The 13,796-nt window shown below is 60.4% G+C and carries 9 protein-coding genes and 1 tRNA gene; 1 reads left to right on the plus strand and 9 read right to left on the minus strand.

Features of this window, described 5'->3' with window-relative positions; all coding sequences use genetic code 11:
- Positions 1-44 precede the first annotated feature (44 nt).
- The 9 genes from F475_RS29790 to rnr form a co-directional block, all read right to left on the minus strand.
- Entirely contained in the window at positions 45-3,320 is a 3,276-nt protein-coding gene (locus F475_RS29790; RefSeq protein WP_111455422.1) for a DUF2126 domain-containing protein, read from the minus strand.
- 344 nt (positions 3,321-3,664) lie between these two features.
- Positions 3,665-5,968, minus strand: coding sequence for a YgiQ family radical SAM protein (locus tag F475_RS29795; protein ID WP_026286605.1), 2,304 nt, complete (start codon positions 5,966-5,968; stop codon positions 3,665-3,667).
- Positions 5,969-6,239: 271 nt separating this feature from the next.
- A complete protein-coding gene (dnaB, locus tag F475_RS29800) occupies positions 6,240-7,637 on the minus strand; it encodes a replicative DNA helicase (protein WP_019650685.1) in 1,398 nt (465 codons plus the stop codon).
- Between the two features lie 136 nt (positions 7,638-7,773).
- Complete coding sequence (gene rplI / locus F475_RS29805) at positions 7,774-8,220, minus strand: 50S ribosomal protein L9 (protein ID WP_007939577.1); 447 nt, start codon at positions 8,218-8,220, stop codon at positions 7,774-7,776.
- Positions 8,221-8,239: 19 nt separating this feature from the next.
- On the minus strand, positions 8,240-9,133 hold the full coding sequence (locus F475_RS29810) for a hypothetical protein (RefSeq protein ID WP_111455423.1): 894 nt from the start codon (positions 9,131-9,133) through the stop codon (positions 8,240-8,242).
- Positions 9,134-9,169: 36 nt separating this feature from the next.
- Positions 9,170-9,400: a 30S ribosomal protein S18 gene (rpsR, locus tag F475_RS29815; protein WP_002551829.1), complete on the minus strand. Its 231-nt coding sequence runs from the start codon at positions 9,398-9,400 to the stop codon at positions 9,170-9,172.
- 28 nt (positions 9,401-9,428) lie between these two features.
- Positions 9,429-9,851 carry a 30S ribosomal protein S6 gene (gene rpsF / locus F475_RS29820; RefSeq protein ID WP_007939579.1) on the minus strand — a complete coding sequence of 141 codons (423 nt, stop codon included), beginning with the start codon at positions 9,849-9,851 and terminating at the stop codon, positions 9,429-9,431.
- Positions 9,852-10,085: 234 nt separating this feature from the next.
- Complete coding sequence (gene rlmB, locus F475_RS29825) at positions 10,086-10,853, minus strand: 23S rRNA (guanosine(2251)-2'-O)-methyltransferase RlmB (RefSeq protein ID WP_018928494.1); 768 nt, start codon at positions 10,851-10,853, stop codon at positions 10,086-10,088.
- On the minus strand, positions 10,850-13,480 hold the full coding sequence (gene rnr / locus F475_RS29830) for a ribonuclease R (protein WP_018928495.1): 2,631 nt from the start codon (positions 13,478-13,480) through the stop codon (positions 10,850-10,852). Before rnr ends, rlmB begins: the two co-directional genes overlap by 4 nt.
- 226 nt (positions 13,481-13,706) lie before the next feature.
- Here rnr and F475_RS29835 point away from each other — a divergent pair.
- Positions 13,707-13,793, plus strand: a tRNA-Leu gene (locus tag F475_RS29835).
- Positions 13,794-13,796: the final 3 nt, after the last annotated feature.

Genomic DNA, 13,796 nt, shown 5'->3' on the forward strand with positions numbered 1-13,796 from the left:
TCATGACGCCCGGATAGACGAAAAATCCGAGCGTCGCGTACGGTTTAAAAGCGTCGCAAATCGAGTGTCATCGGCAGCTCGTCGTTGATTTCCAGTTTCGGTACAGGAAGTTTCCCAGGCGTGTGTCCGATGCGGAAGAAACGCGCCATCCGCCGGCTCTCGGCTTCATTGGCGTTCACCGGCAGGCTGTCGTAGTTGCGCCCGCCCGGATGGGCGACGTGGTACTGACAACCACCCAGCGAACGCCCCATCCAGGTGTCGAGCAAGTCGAACACCAGCGGTGCGTGGACCGGGATAGTCGGTTGCAGACAGTTGTACGGTTGCCAGGCACGGAAACGTACACCGGCGACGAACTCGCCGACCCGACCGGTAGGTTGCAACGGCACCGGGATGCCATTGCAGGTCAGCAGATAACGTTGCGGCGGCAACCCCGACAGCTTGACCTGCAAACGTTCCAGGGACGAATCCACATAACGCACCGTACCGCCCGCGCTGCCCTCTTCGCCCAACACATGCCAGGGCTCCAACGCCTGACGCAATTCCAGTTCGATACCGCTGACGGCGTAGTCGCCGACCTTGGGAAAACGGAACTCCAGATGCGCCGCGAACCACTCTGCCTGCACCGGATAACCGGCGGCATTCAGGTCGACGATTACATCGGCGAAATCCTGCTCGATAAAGTGCGGCAGCAAGAACCGGTCGTGCAGTTCGGTGCCCCAGCGCGCCAGTTTCGGCGGTGCATAAGGCTCGCGCCAGAACCGCGCCACCAGCGCCCGCAACAACAACTGCTGAGCCAGGCTCATGCGCGCATGGGGCGGCATTTCAAAGGCTCGCAGTTCCAGCAAGCCAAGGCGTCCGGTGGCGCCGTCCGGTGAATAGAGTTTGTCGATGCAGAACTCGGCGCGGTGGGTGTTGCCGGTCACGTCGATCAGCAAATTGCGCAACAAGCGATCCACCAGCCATGGTGGGCATTCTTCGCCCGGCTCCGGCATCTGGGCGAAGGCGATTTCCAGTTCATACAGCGAATCGTTGCGCGCTTCGTCAACCCGCGGAGCCTGGGATGTCGGGCCGATGAACAACCCGGAAAACAGGTAGGACAAGGACGGGTGGTTATGCCAGTAGCTGATCAGGCTGCGCAGCAGGTCGGGACGGCGCAGAAACGGTGAGTCAGCCGGGGTCGCGCCCCCCAGGACGAAATGGTTACCGCCGCCGGTGCCGGTGTGCCGGCCGTCGATCATGAATTTCTCGGTGGTCAGCCGGGTCTGGCGCGCCTCTTCGTAAAGAAACTCGGTACGTTCCACCAACTCGTCCCAGGTAGCGGACGGCTGGACGTTGACCTCGATCACGCCCGGATCCGGGGTAATGCGAAAGTTGCTCAGACGCGGATCGCTCGGCGGTTCATAGCCTTCCAGCAATACCGGGCAATGCAGTTCCTCGGCGGTGGCTTCGATGGCGGCGACCAGTTCCAGGTAGTCCTCGACCCGCTCCAGTGGCGGCATGAACAGGTACAACCGACCTTCACGTGCTTCGGCGCAGAACGCGGTGCGGGTCAGCCAGTCGGCGGACTGGTCGATCTCGGGCACACGTTCGTCGGCCGTTTTCGGTTGAGCGTGATTCCGTAGCTGGTCGGTGTCCGGTAGCGCCGGGAAATCCTGATTCGGGTCCGTGGGATGAATGAATGGGTACTCCGCAGCTTTCACCCAAGGCTGCGAACCGAGCGGCAAGCGATAACCCAGTGGCGAATCCCCCGGCACCAACCGGCAGTGTTCCTCGCGCAGGTACCAGCGACCGCTCTGCCATTGATCGCCCTTGGCGGTGCGCGCCAGCGGCAGGACCTGACCGATGACCTTGTCCAGGCCTTGGCTGAAGACTTTGCGCAGGCGCGCACGCTCCAGAGGTTCTTCCAGGCGTGAGTCTTCGGCGCTGACGTTCTGCGGCAACGTTCCTTCGCGCCAGAGGTAATAGAAATTGTCTTCGTAGGCCGGGAACACAAAGCGTGTCGGAATTTTCAAGCGTTCGGCGACACTCGCCAGGAAACGCCCGGCCAGTTCGCCATCGGCGCCGTAATCTTCCCGCTCGTCGGCAATCAGCGCGCTGTTGTGCCAGATCGGCACGCCATCGCGGCGCCAATAGCAGTTCAGCGACCAGCGCGGCAGTTGCTCGCCGGGGTACCACTTGCCCTGACCGAAATGCACCAGGCCCTTGGGCGCATAATGCTTGCGCATGCGCTGGAACAGTTCGGCTGACAGCCGACGCTTGTCTGGCCCGAGCGCGGCGGTGTTCCACTCGGCGCCGTCCGGGTCATCAATGGAAACGAACGTCGGCTCGCCGCCCATGGTCAGGCGCACGTCACCTTCGAGCAAATCAGCATCGATCTGCCGGCCCAATGCCTGAATCGCCAGCCATTGGTCTTCGGTGTAGGGTTTGGTAACCCTTGGCGCTTCCCAAATCCGCTCGACCGACATTTCGTGGGTGAATTCGCACTCGCACGGTTCCACCAAACCACTGATCGGTGCCGCAGAGGATGGGTCGGGGCTGCACGCCAACGGAATGTGTCCTTCACCGGCAAACAACCCTGAGGTTGCGTCCAGGCCGATCCAGCCGGCACCGGGCAAATAGACTTCGCACCAGGCATGCAGGTCAGTGAAATCCACTTCGGTACCCGAGGGACCGTCGAGGCTTTTGACGTCGGCGGTCAGCTGGATCAGGTAACCGGAGACGAATCGCGCCGCCAGGCCGAGGTTGCGCAGCAATTGCACCAGCAACCACGCCGAGTCGCGGCAGGAGCCGGAGGCCTGTTCGAGGGTGTATTCCGGAGTCTGTACGCCCGGCTCCATACGAATCAGGTAACCGATGTCTTCGCTCAGGCGCTGGTTGATCGCGACGAGGAAATCCACGCTGGGCAGCGGCGTGCGGTCGATGCCGTCCAGATAGGCCTTGAATGTCGGCGTCAGCGGCAAGGTTTCCAGGTACGGCGCCAGCTCTTTGCGCTCATCCGCTGCATAGGCGAAAGGGATCTTCTCGGCGTAGGGCTCGAGGAAGAAGTCGAAGGGATTGAAGACCGCCATCTCGGCCAGCAGGTCGACCTCGATCCTCAGTTCATCGGTTTTCTCCGGGAACACCAACCGCGCCAGGTAATTGCCCTGAGGGTCTTGTTGCCAGTTGATGAAATGCTGCTCGGGCGAGACTTTCAGCGCATAGGACAGTATCCGCGTGCGACTGTGGGCAGCCGGGCGCAAGCGAACGATCTGCGGACCGAGCTCGACGGCGCGGTCGTAGCGGTAATGCGTGACGTGATGCAATGCGACATGAATCGACACGGCGTGCCTCCTGCGAGCCTTAAACTTATAGGAAAGCGCGCAAGACTTATGCCAGCCAGCGGCGTTGGCGCTTTCTCCAATTGCTTGAGGCAGTACAGCACCAAAATCGGGCGATGCGGAAAATTGGTTTGGCGCAGTTGCACGCAAATGTGGCGAGGACGTGAATGTTCGCGGTCTCTGTGGTGAGGGAGCTTGCTCCCGCTGGGGCGTGCAGCGGCCCTAAAAAGCTGACGACTGCTTCGCAGCCGAACGGGAGCAAGCTCCCTCGCCACAATGAGATTCGTTGTTCCTGAAACGCAGAACGCCAACCCGGAGGTTGGCGTTCTGTTCAGCTCAAGCGACGTTTAGCGCGGCACGACCGGCTTGCGCGCAGGCTTCGGCCCCTTGCCTTTAGCCGCGTCCTTGCGCTCCTTGGCTGCCTGCTGGTTGCGGGCGAATGCCGCCGCCTTGGCCTGTTCACGCTTGTCCCACGGGTTACCGCCATCGCTGGCACGCGGTGGCAGGCCGGTGTGCTGGGTCAGGATCTTGGTGGTCGTTTCCTTGGCCACTTTGTGGCTGCCGGCCGGCGTCGAGTTCTTGCGACGGGCGCTCTGGTAGCTGTCGGTCGCTGGCTGATGCAACGGGATCAACTGGTTCTTGCCCGGCCCGATCAGGTCGGCGCGGCCCATGCGGGTCAGCGCTTCACGCAGCATCGGCCAGCCTTTCGGGTCGTGATAACGCAAGAACGCTTTGTGCAGGCGACGCTGCTCTTCGCTCTTGACGATAGTCACGCCGTCGCTCTTGTAAGTGACCTTGCGCAGCGGGTTCTTGCCCGAGTGGTACATCGCGGTGGCGGTGGCCATCGGCGACGGGTAGAACGCCTGCACCTGGTCGGCACGGAAACCGTTGCCCTTGAGCCACAGGGCCAGGTTCATCATGTCTTCGTCGGTGGTGCCCGGGTGGGCGGCGATGAAGTACGGAATCAGGTACTGCTCTTTCCCGGCTTCCTTGGTGTACTTCTCGAACATGCGCTTGAACTTGTCATAGCTGCCGATGCCCGGTTTCATCATCTGGTTGAGCGGACCTTCCTCGGTGTGTTCCGGGGCGATCTTCAGGTAACCACCGACGTGGTGGGTCACCAGCTCCTTGACATACTCCGGCGACTCGACCGCGAGGTCGTAGCGCAGGCCGGAGGCGATCAGGATCTTCTTCACGCCCGGCAAGGCCCGGGCGCTGCGATAGAGCTGGATCAGCGACGAGTGATCGGTGTTGAGGTTCGGGCAAATGCCTGGGAACACGCATGAAGGCTTGCGGCACGCGGATTCGATTTCCGGGGTCTTGCAGGCGATGCGGTACATGTTCGCGGTCGGGCCGCCGAGGTCGGAAATGACGCCGGTGAAACCCGGAACCTTGTCGCGGATCTCTTCGATTTCGCGAATGATCGACTCTTCGGAACGGTTCTGGATGATCCGGCCTTCGTGCTCGGTGATCGAGCAGAAGGTGCAGCCGCCGAAGCAGCCACGCATGATGTTCACCGAGAAACGGATCATCTCGTAGGCCGGGATCTTTTCCTTGCCGTACGCCGGGTGCGGAACGCGCGCGTAAGGCATGCCGAACACGTAGTCCATTTCTTCGGTGGTCATCGGAATCGGCGGCGGGTTGAACCAGACGTCTACCTCGCCGTGCTTTTGCACCAGAGCGCGGGCGTTGCCCGGATTGGTTTCCAGGTGCAGCACGCGGTTGGCGTGAGCGTAAAGCACCGCATCGCCACGGACTTTTTCAACCGACGGCAGACGAATGACGGTCTTGTCGCGAGTCATTTTCGGGCTGGCCAGGATCTGTACGACCTTAGCCTCGCCAGGGTCTTCAACCGGCCCCTTTTCCTGCTCGATGGCGCAGGCGGCGGTGTCCTGGGTGTTGACGTACGGGTTGATGATCTTGTCGATCTTGCCCGGACGGTCGATGCGCGTGGAATCGACTTCGTACCAGCCTTGCGGCGTATCACGGCGAATGAACGCGGTACCGCGCACATCGGTGATGTCTTCGATCTTGTGGCCGTAGGACAGGCGCTGGGCGACTTCGACGATCGCACGCTCGGCGTTGCCGTAGAGCAGGATGTCGGCGCAGGCGTCGATCAGGATCGAGTTACGCACCCGATCCTGCCAGTAATCGTAGTGGGCGATGCGGCGCAGGGAGGCTTCGATGCCGCCGAGCACAATCGGCACGTGCTTATAGGCTTCCTTGCAGCGCTGGCTGTAAACCAGGCTCGCGCGGTCCGGACGTTTGCCTGCCAGGCCACCGGGGGTGTAGGCGTCGTCGGAACGGATTTTCTTGTCGGCGGTGTAGCGGTTGATCATCGAGTCCATGTTGCCGGCCGCGACACCGAAAAACAGGTTCGGCTCGCCGAGCTTCATGAAGTCGTCTTTGGACTGCCAGTTCGGCTGCGCGATGATCCCGACGCGGAAGCCCTGGGCCTCCAGCAGCCGGCCGATGATCGCCATGCCGAACGACGGATGGTCGACGTAGGCATCACCGGTGACGATGATGATGTCGCAGGAATCCCAGCCGAGCTGATCCATCTCCTCCCTGCTCATGGGCAGGAATGGCGCTGGCCCGAAACATTCGGCCCAGTACTTGGGATAGTCAAATAACGGCTTGGCTGCTTGCATGTCGATAACCGGTGTTGGCTTTCATTGAATTTCGCGGGCGCGGAATATAGCACAAATTTTGACCAATTCCGACGGCTATGGTCGGAAATCGGTGGAGCTGTTTTCGCAAAAATCCCGGGGCTACATATAACCCTTGTGGCGAGGGGGCTTGCCCCCGTTGGACTGCGAAGCGGCCCCCATAGTTTATCTGTGATACCGCAAATTCAGGATCTACGACTGCTTCGCAGCCGAACGGGGCGGTGCGGCGTTCCGACAGGCCCCCTCGCCACAGTTATTCATCGTCGTCGAAGTTGTAGCTACCCGGCGCCAGGTTTTCAAATCGGGTGTATTTGCCGATGAAGGCCAGGCGGATAAAGCCGATCGGGCCGTTCCGCTGCTTGCCGATGATGATTTCGGCAATGCCTTTGTGTTCGGTTTCCGGGTGATACACCTCGTCCCGGTAAACGAACATGATCACGTCGGCGTCCTGCTCGATCGCTCCCGATTCCCGCAAGTCGGAGTTCACCGGGCGCTTGTTCGGGCGTTGTTCCAGGGAACGGTTGAGCTGGGACAGTGCCACCACCGGGCAGTTGAATTCCTTGGCCAGGGCTTTCAGGGACCGGGAGATCTCGGAAATCTCGTTGGTCCGGTTGTCACCACTGGACCCCGGGATCTGCATCAGTTGCAGGTAGTCGATCATGATCAGACCGATCTCACCATGCTCACGCACCAGACGACGGGTCCGGGCGCGCATTTCCGAGGGGCTGATACCCGCCGTGTCGTCGATGAACAACTTGCGATCATTGAGCAGGTTGACCGCCGACGTCAGGCGCGGCCAGTCGTCGTCTTCCAGGCGACCGGCCCGGACCTTGGTCTGGTCGATTCGACCGAGGGACGACAGCATACGCATGATCAGCGATTCGCCTGGCATCTCGAGGGAGTAAACCAGGACAGCCTTCTCGCTGCGCAGCACGGCGTTTTCCACCAGGTTCATCGCAAAGGTGGTTTTACCCATGGACGGACGGCCGGCGACGATGATCAGGTCGGCCGGTTGCAGGCCACTGGTCTTCTCGTCGAGGTCGGTGTAACCGGTGGACAGGCCGGTGATCGAGTTGTCGGTGTTGAACAAGGTGTCGATGCGGTCGATGGCCTTGGTCAGCAGGTCGTTGACGCTGACCGGGCCGCCGGTTTTCGGACGAGCCTCGGCAATCTGGAAGATCTGCCGTTCGGCCTCGTCGAGAATCTCGGCGGCGGTGCGGCCTTCAGGGTTGAAAGCGCTGTCGGCGATTTCGGTACTGATGCCGATCAACTGGCGCAGGGTTGCCCGCTCGCGAACGATCTGGGCATAGGCCTTGATGTTGGCGACGGACGGCGTGTTTTTTGCCAGTTCGCCAAGGTAACCGAGACCGCCGACCTGGGACGTCTGACCTTCCTTGTCCAATTGCTCGGCCAGGGTCACGACGTCGATTGGCTGGTTCTGGTCCGCCAGTTTGGCGATGGCTCGGAAGATCAGGCGGTGGTCATGCCGATAGAAATCGCCGTCGGAGACTTGATCGAGCACGCGTTCCCAGGCGTTGTTGTCCAGCATCAACCCACCGAGCACGGCCTGTTCGGCCTCGATGGAATGCGGCGGCACCTTCAGGGCAGCGGTTTGCAGATCGTATTGCTCGGGAGCGGAGATATCGTTCATGGCCACTTGGTTTATTCAGGAGAAGCAGAGGTTGTGAAAATCAGGAACTGCAGAAAGACAAAGGGCACGACCTGTAAACAGGATCGTGCCCGATGTTACCGGCAAGCACCCGAGGGTGCCAGCCGACAAGTGCTGCTTAAGCTGCTACCACGACAACGCGTACGGTGGCTTCAACTTCGGCGTGCAGGTGCACGGCTACGTCGAATTCGCCTACGTTGCGGATAGTGCCGTTCGGCAGACGAACTTCGCTTTTTGCAACTTCAACGCCAGAGGCGGTCAGTGCATCAGCGATGTCGTGGGTGCCGATCGAACCGAACAGCTTGCCTTCGTCACCGGCGGTGGCAGTGATAGTCACTTCCAGCTCAGCCAGTTGGGCGGCGCGGCTTTCAGCCGATGCTTTACGGTCTGCTGCGGCTTTTTCCAGCTCAGCGCGACGCTCTTCGAACGCAGCCAGGTTGGCTGGGGTCGCAGCGGTAGCTTTGCCGTATGGCAGCAGGTAGTTACGACCGTAACCAGCCTTAACGTTCACTTTGTCACCCAGGTTGCCCAGGTTGGTGACTTTTTCCAGAAGGATCAGTTGCATGTGAAAATCCTCTTAACTTTTAACCTTCACCGTTCGCGCTATCGGCATCTTTCGGTGCCGAACGACCGCGAAAATCAATCAGGCTGTCGACGATGGCCAGAACCACCAGCAACGGATAGATCAGCTGCATGAACAGCAACAGCGTGACGTACAACCCCACCAGCCAGAACTTGGCCAGTCGCTTTTGCGCCACCAGCCCGTGAATCAGGGCCAGCCCGGCGAACACCAGCGGTACGCTGCACAACGGCGTCAACATGGCCATCTGCGGGCCAAGATTTGGCCCCAGAAGCATTAACGCCAGCAGCAACATCGCCGGTCCCAGCGGGATTCGGATGGCGCGAAACTCGCGACCAAAACCACCCGGGTTGTACAACAACGCCTGCCAGTAGCGCCCGACAATCAGGCTCAGCACACTGACGATTTGCAACAAGGCCGCAATCAGGCCGGTCAGGACCGGTGCAATCAGGGACGCAAAGCGCGCTTGCTCGTCTACCGACAATTGCTGGTAGACCTCACCGAGTAGCGACGGCATGACTTTTATCAAAGCCTGCGCCAGCATCTCGATCTGGGGCGCAAAAGCCGCCCCCAGCACCACTGAAAACACCAACCCCATCGCTATGCTGACCAGCAGCACGCGGCTCCAGGACTCGCTTGCGCGCAAAACCAACGCAAGGCTCGAAGACCCCAGCAGCACCAGAAGTGCCCGTGGATCATCGAAGAAAAGCCACCAGATCAACGCCGGCAGCAGTCCCAGAGCAAGTACGCCAACGGCGTCCTTCAATCCGCGCCGCAGGAGCACAAGGCATCCAGCGGCAGCACCCAACCAATACAACAACGGCAATGTTGCGCATCCGGCCACTACCAGAGTGGCCTGCATACGGCCGCGCATGATGAACTCAGCTAAGGCGCGCATGCATTCAATCCTTTGCTACGTGTCGACTGCCCGGTCTCAGCGGCCGTGGCTGTCGGTGTAGGCCAGCAGGGCCAGGAAGCGGGCGCGCTTGATAGCGGTGGCCAGCTGACGCTGATAACGTGCTTTGGTACCGGTGATGCGGCTTGGAACGATTTTGCCGGTCTCGGATACGTAAGCTTTCAGAGTGTTGAGATCTTTGTAATCGATCTCTTTCACGTCTTCAGCGGTGAAGCGGCAGAATTTACGACGACGGAAGAAACGTGCCATGTAATAGGCTCCTCAAAAGGTCCGTGGATTACTCGTCAGCGTTATCGCTGTTGTCGCTGTCATCACTGTCAACGCCTTCAGCGTCGGAGTGCTCAGGACGGTCGCGACGCTCACGGCGCTCACTGCGGTTTTCTTCAGCCTTGAGCATCTCGGATTGGCCGGTAACGGCTTCTTCGCGACGGATGACCAGGTTACGGATCACTGCATCGTTGTAGCGGAAGTTGTCTTCCAGCTCGGCCAGGGCCTTGCCAGTGCACTCAACGTTCAGCATCACGTAGTGAGCCTTGTGAACATTGTTGATTGCGTAGGCCAGTTGACGACGGCCCCAATCTTCCAGACGGTGGATTTTGCCGCCGTCTTCTTCGATCAGCTTGGTGTAACGCTCAACCATGCCGCCGACTTGCTCGCTTTGATCCGGGTGGACCAAAAAGATGATTTCGTAATGACGCATGAATGCTCCTTACGGGTTGTAGCCTGCCGCTCAAAAGCGGTCAGACAAGGAGTGAATGACACTTATGGACTTGCTTGCGATAGACACATGCGTGCCTGCCGTCACAGCAAGGGGCGCAATTGTAGAGAAGGGTCGAGGGAGGTGCAAGGCAATTGGTGATTATTTGAACAATCACTTCGACTGGAAAGCCGAACACTTGCAGGAGCCGCCTGCGGCGACTCCTGCAGAGGAGTCTCAGGACTTTTTGGCGGTCCCGGCGGCTTTGACGCCACGCTGGCGCAGCGCTTCGAACAGGCAGACGCCGGTGGCGACGGACACGTTGAGGCTGCTGACGCTGCCAGCCATCGGCAGGCGCACCAAATAGTCGCAAAGGTCGCGAGTCAGGCGGCGCATGCCGCTACCTTCGGCACCCATGATCAGGATGGTCGGGCCCGTCAGGTCCTGCTGATACAGATCCTGTTCAGCCTCGCCCGCCGTACCGACGACCCACAAGCCGCGCTGCTTGAGTTTTTCCAGGGTGCGCGCCAGGTTGGTCACGGCGACCAACGGAATCACTTCCGCCGCGCCACAAGCAACTTTTCGAACCGTCGGGGTCAGCGTGGCTGATTTGTCCTTCGGCACGATCACCGCCAGCGCGCCGGCCGCATCGGCCGAACGCAGGCAAGCGCCGAGGTTGTGCGGATCGGTCACGCCGTCGAGCACCAGCAGCAAAGGCGCGCCTTCGGTGCGATCGAGCAGCTCGTCGAGCATCGCCTCGCCCCAGACCTGGCTCGGGCTGACGTCCGCCACCACGCCCTGGTGCACGCCTTCAACCCAGGCGTCCAGCTCGCGACGCTCAGCCTGACCGACGGCCACGCGATTTTCGGCAGCGAGTTCGATCAGCGTCTGAACGCGCGGATCGCTGCGGCCTTCAGCCAGCCAGATCTGCTTGACGCGTTTTGGGTGGTGACGCAGCAACGCTTCTACTGCGTGCACGCCGTAGATCTTTTCCAACTGACTCATGACTTGGCCTTAGGTTTACGCGCCCCGCCGCTTCTGGCGGCTGGAGCGGAACCCGCTTTTGGCGGGCCTTTACGGTGTTTGCTCGGTTTGGCTGGCTTGCCGCCGGAGGCCTTGTCAGGCGCCGACCGCCCGGTCTTTCCCCCAGACGCCGCTTTACCGCCGCTTTTCGCTTCAGACAGCAATGCCTGTTTCATTTCACGACTTTTGCGCAACTCGGCATTTTTTGCCGCCGCATCGCTCGGACGATAGGCCTCGACGGCCTTTTCCTTGGCCGGACGACGCCCGGCCTTGGCCAGTACTGGCTCGGCAGCTGTTTTGATAGCAGGTGCTGCGGTTTCAGTGCCGCGCTTTTTGCGACCGATCGGTGCGCTGATGGTTTTTTCGGCCATCTCGAAGTCGATCTTGCGCTCGTCGAGGTCGACGCGCATGACGCGCACTTCAACGGTGTCGCCCAAGCGGAAGCTACGACCGGTACGCTCACCGGCGAGGCGATGGTGCACAGGATCGAAGTGGTAGTAGTCACCCGGCAGCGCGGTGACGTGCACCAGGCCTTCGACGTAAATATCGGTCAGTTCGACGAACAGGCCGAAACCGGTCACGGCGGTGATCACCCCCGGGAACGATTCGCCCACGCGGTCTTTCATGAACTCGCACTTGAGCCAGTTCACTACGTCGCGGGTGGCTTCGTCGGCACGGCGCTCGCTCATCGAGCACTGCTCGCCGAGCTGCTCCAGGGTCGCTTCGTCGTACGGATAGATCCGCGCCTTCGGAATGGTCATCGCGCCGGCACGGCGAACGTGCGGGGTGTCCATTTTCGAATGGATGACGCTGCGAATCGCCCGGTGCGTGAGCAAGTCCGGGTAGCGGCGAATAGGCGAAGTGAAGTGGGTATAGGCTTCGTAATTCAGGCCGAAGTGGCCCTGGTTATCGGCGCTGTACACCGCTTGGCTCAACGAACGCAGCATGACGGTCTGGATCAGGTGGAAATCCGGACGATCCTTGATGCCCGCGAGCAAAGCCTGGTAATCCTTCGGCGACGGACCGTCCTTGCCTTTGTGCAGGGACAGGCCGAGCTCGCCGAGGAAGGCGCGCAGTTTTTCCAGACGCTCCGGCGGCGGGCCGTCGTGGACGCGATACAACGCAGGGATTTCGTGCTTTTTCAGGAATTCGGCGGTGGCCACGTTGGCCGCCAGCATGCATTCCTCAATCAGCTTGTGAGCATCGTTGCGAACGGTCGGACGGATTTCGGCAATCTTGCGCTCGGAACCGAAGATGATCCGGGTTTCCTGGGTTTCGAAATCGATCGCGCCGCGCACGTGACGAGCCGCCAGCAGAACCTTGTACAGCGCATACAGCTGCTTGAGGTGCGGCAGGACGTCGGTGTATTCACCACGAAGCTGACGCGCTTCGGTGGCTTTCGGCGTTTCCAGCATGGCGCTGACCTTGTTGTAGGTCAGGCGGGCATGGGAGTGAATCACCGCTTCGTAGAAGCAGTAGTCGGTCATTTCGCCGGATTTGGAGATGGTCATCTCGCAAACCATGGCCAGGCGATCGACGTGCGGGTTCAGCGAGCACAGGCCGTTGGACAACTGCTCAGGCAGCATCGGCACCACGCGCTCGGGGAAGTACACCGAGTTGCCACGAACCTGGGATTCGTTATCCAGCGCCGAACCGATTTTCACGTAGCTGGAAACGTCGGCAATCGCCACGTACAACTTCCAGCCGCCGGAGAACAGGCGCAGCTTGCCCGGTTTGGCTTCGCAGTAGACCGCGTCATCGAAGTCGCGCGCATCTTCGCCGTCGATGGTCACGAACGGCAGATGACGCAGGTCGATGCGCTTCTCTTTGTCTTTCTCTTCGACTTCAGGCTTGAGCTTGGCGGCTTCTTTCAAGACCGCTTCAGGCCAGACGTGCGGAATATCGTAGGTGCGCAGGGCGACATCGATTTCCATGCCCGGCGCCATGTAGTTGCCCACCACCTCGACCACGTCGCCTTGCGGCTGGAAGCGTGGCGTCGGCCAGTGAGTGATCTTCACTTCAACGAACTGACCGATCTGCGCGTTGGCATTGCGACCTGGCGTCACCAGCACTTCTTGCTGGATCTTCGGATTGTCTGCGACGACGAAACCGATACCGCCCTCCTCGAAGTAACGACCGACGATGCTCTCGTGGGCACGGGACACCACTTCGACAATCATGCCTTCGCGGCGACCGCGACGGTCGAGGCCGGAAACACGTGCCAGGGCACGGTCGCCATCGAACACCAGGCGCATTTGCGCCGGGCTCATGAACAGGTCGTCACTGCCGTCGTCCGGGACCAGGAAGCCGAAACCGTCACGGTGACCGCTGATGCGGCCCAGGATCAGGTCGAGCTTGTCCACCGGCGCATAAGTGCCGCGACGGGTGTAGATGAGTTGAGCGTCGCGCTCCATGGCGCGCAGGCGGCGGCGCAGGGCTTCGATCTGGTCTTCTGTGGTCAGACCAAACTCTTCGACCAGCTGCTCGCGGTTAGCAGGCGAACCTCGATCAGCAAGGTGCTGAAGGATCAGTTCGCGGCTAGGAATAGGGTTTTCATATTTTTCCGCTTCACGAGCGGCCTCGGGATCGAGGGACTGCCAATCGGCCATTAGAGAGTTTTCACCTTGTCTATATGCGGGTTAGTTTGGCATAGGCGTAATGAAACGGGAAATTTCAGGCTATGACAGCCCATCTAAAGCCCTTTATCGACACCGCGAAGCTGATTTGAATGCCGCCGGTAAAATTTTCCAGGTTTTTTTGATGACGGGGGTTTACAGTTAAAAAGACGCTCCGTATAGTGCGCGCCATCGACGACGCACTAGCGCTGCCGATACTGCCCAGATGGTGAAATTGGTAGACACGCCAGCTTCAGGTGCTGGTGACCGCAAGGTCGTGGAAGTTCGAGTCTTCTTCTGGGCACCAATT

Origin of the sequence: Pseudomonas sp. URMO17WK12:I6, from assembly GCF_003253625.1 — a bacterium.
Classification (GTDB): domain Bacteria; phylum Pseudomonadota; class Gammaproteobacteria; order Pseudomonadales; family Pseudomonadaceae; genus Aquipseudomonas.

Bases quoted from the DNA above. Each gene is read 5' to 3' on its own strand.
- F475_RS29795 (WP_026286605.1), bottom strand. From the start codon at position 5,968: ATGCAAGCAGCCAAGCCGTTATTTGACTATCCCAAGTACTGGGCCGAA.
- dnaB (WP_019650685.1), bottom strand. From the start codon at position 7,637: ATGAACGATATCTCCGCTCCCGAGCAATACGATCTGCAAACCGCTGCC.
- rplI (WP_007939577.1), bottom strand. From the start codon at position 8,220: ATGCAACTGATCCTTCTGGAAAAAGTCACCAACCTGGGCAACCTGGGT.
- F475_RS29810 (WP_111455423.1), bottom strand. From the start codon at position 9,133: ATGCGCGCCTTAGCTGAGTTCATCATGCGCGGCCGTATGCAGGCCACT.
- rpsR (WP_002551829.1), bottom strand. From the start codon at position 9,400: ATGGCACGTTTCTTCCGTCGTCGTAAATTCTGCCGCTTCACCGCTGAA.
- rpsF (WP_007939579.1), bottom strand. From the start codon at position 9,851: ATGCGTCATTACGAAATCATCTTTTTGGTCCACCCGGATCAAAGCGAG.
- rlmB (WP_018928494.1), bottom strand. From the start codon at position 10,853: ATGAGTCAGTTGGAAAAGATCTACGGCGTGCACGCAGTAGAAGCGTTG.
- rnr (WP_018928495.1), bottom strand. From the start codon at position 13,480: ATGGCCGATTGGCAGTCCCTCGATCCCGAGGCCGCTCGTGAAGCGGAA.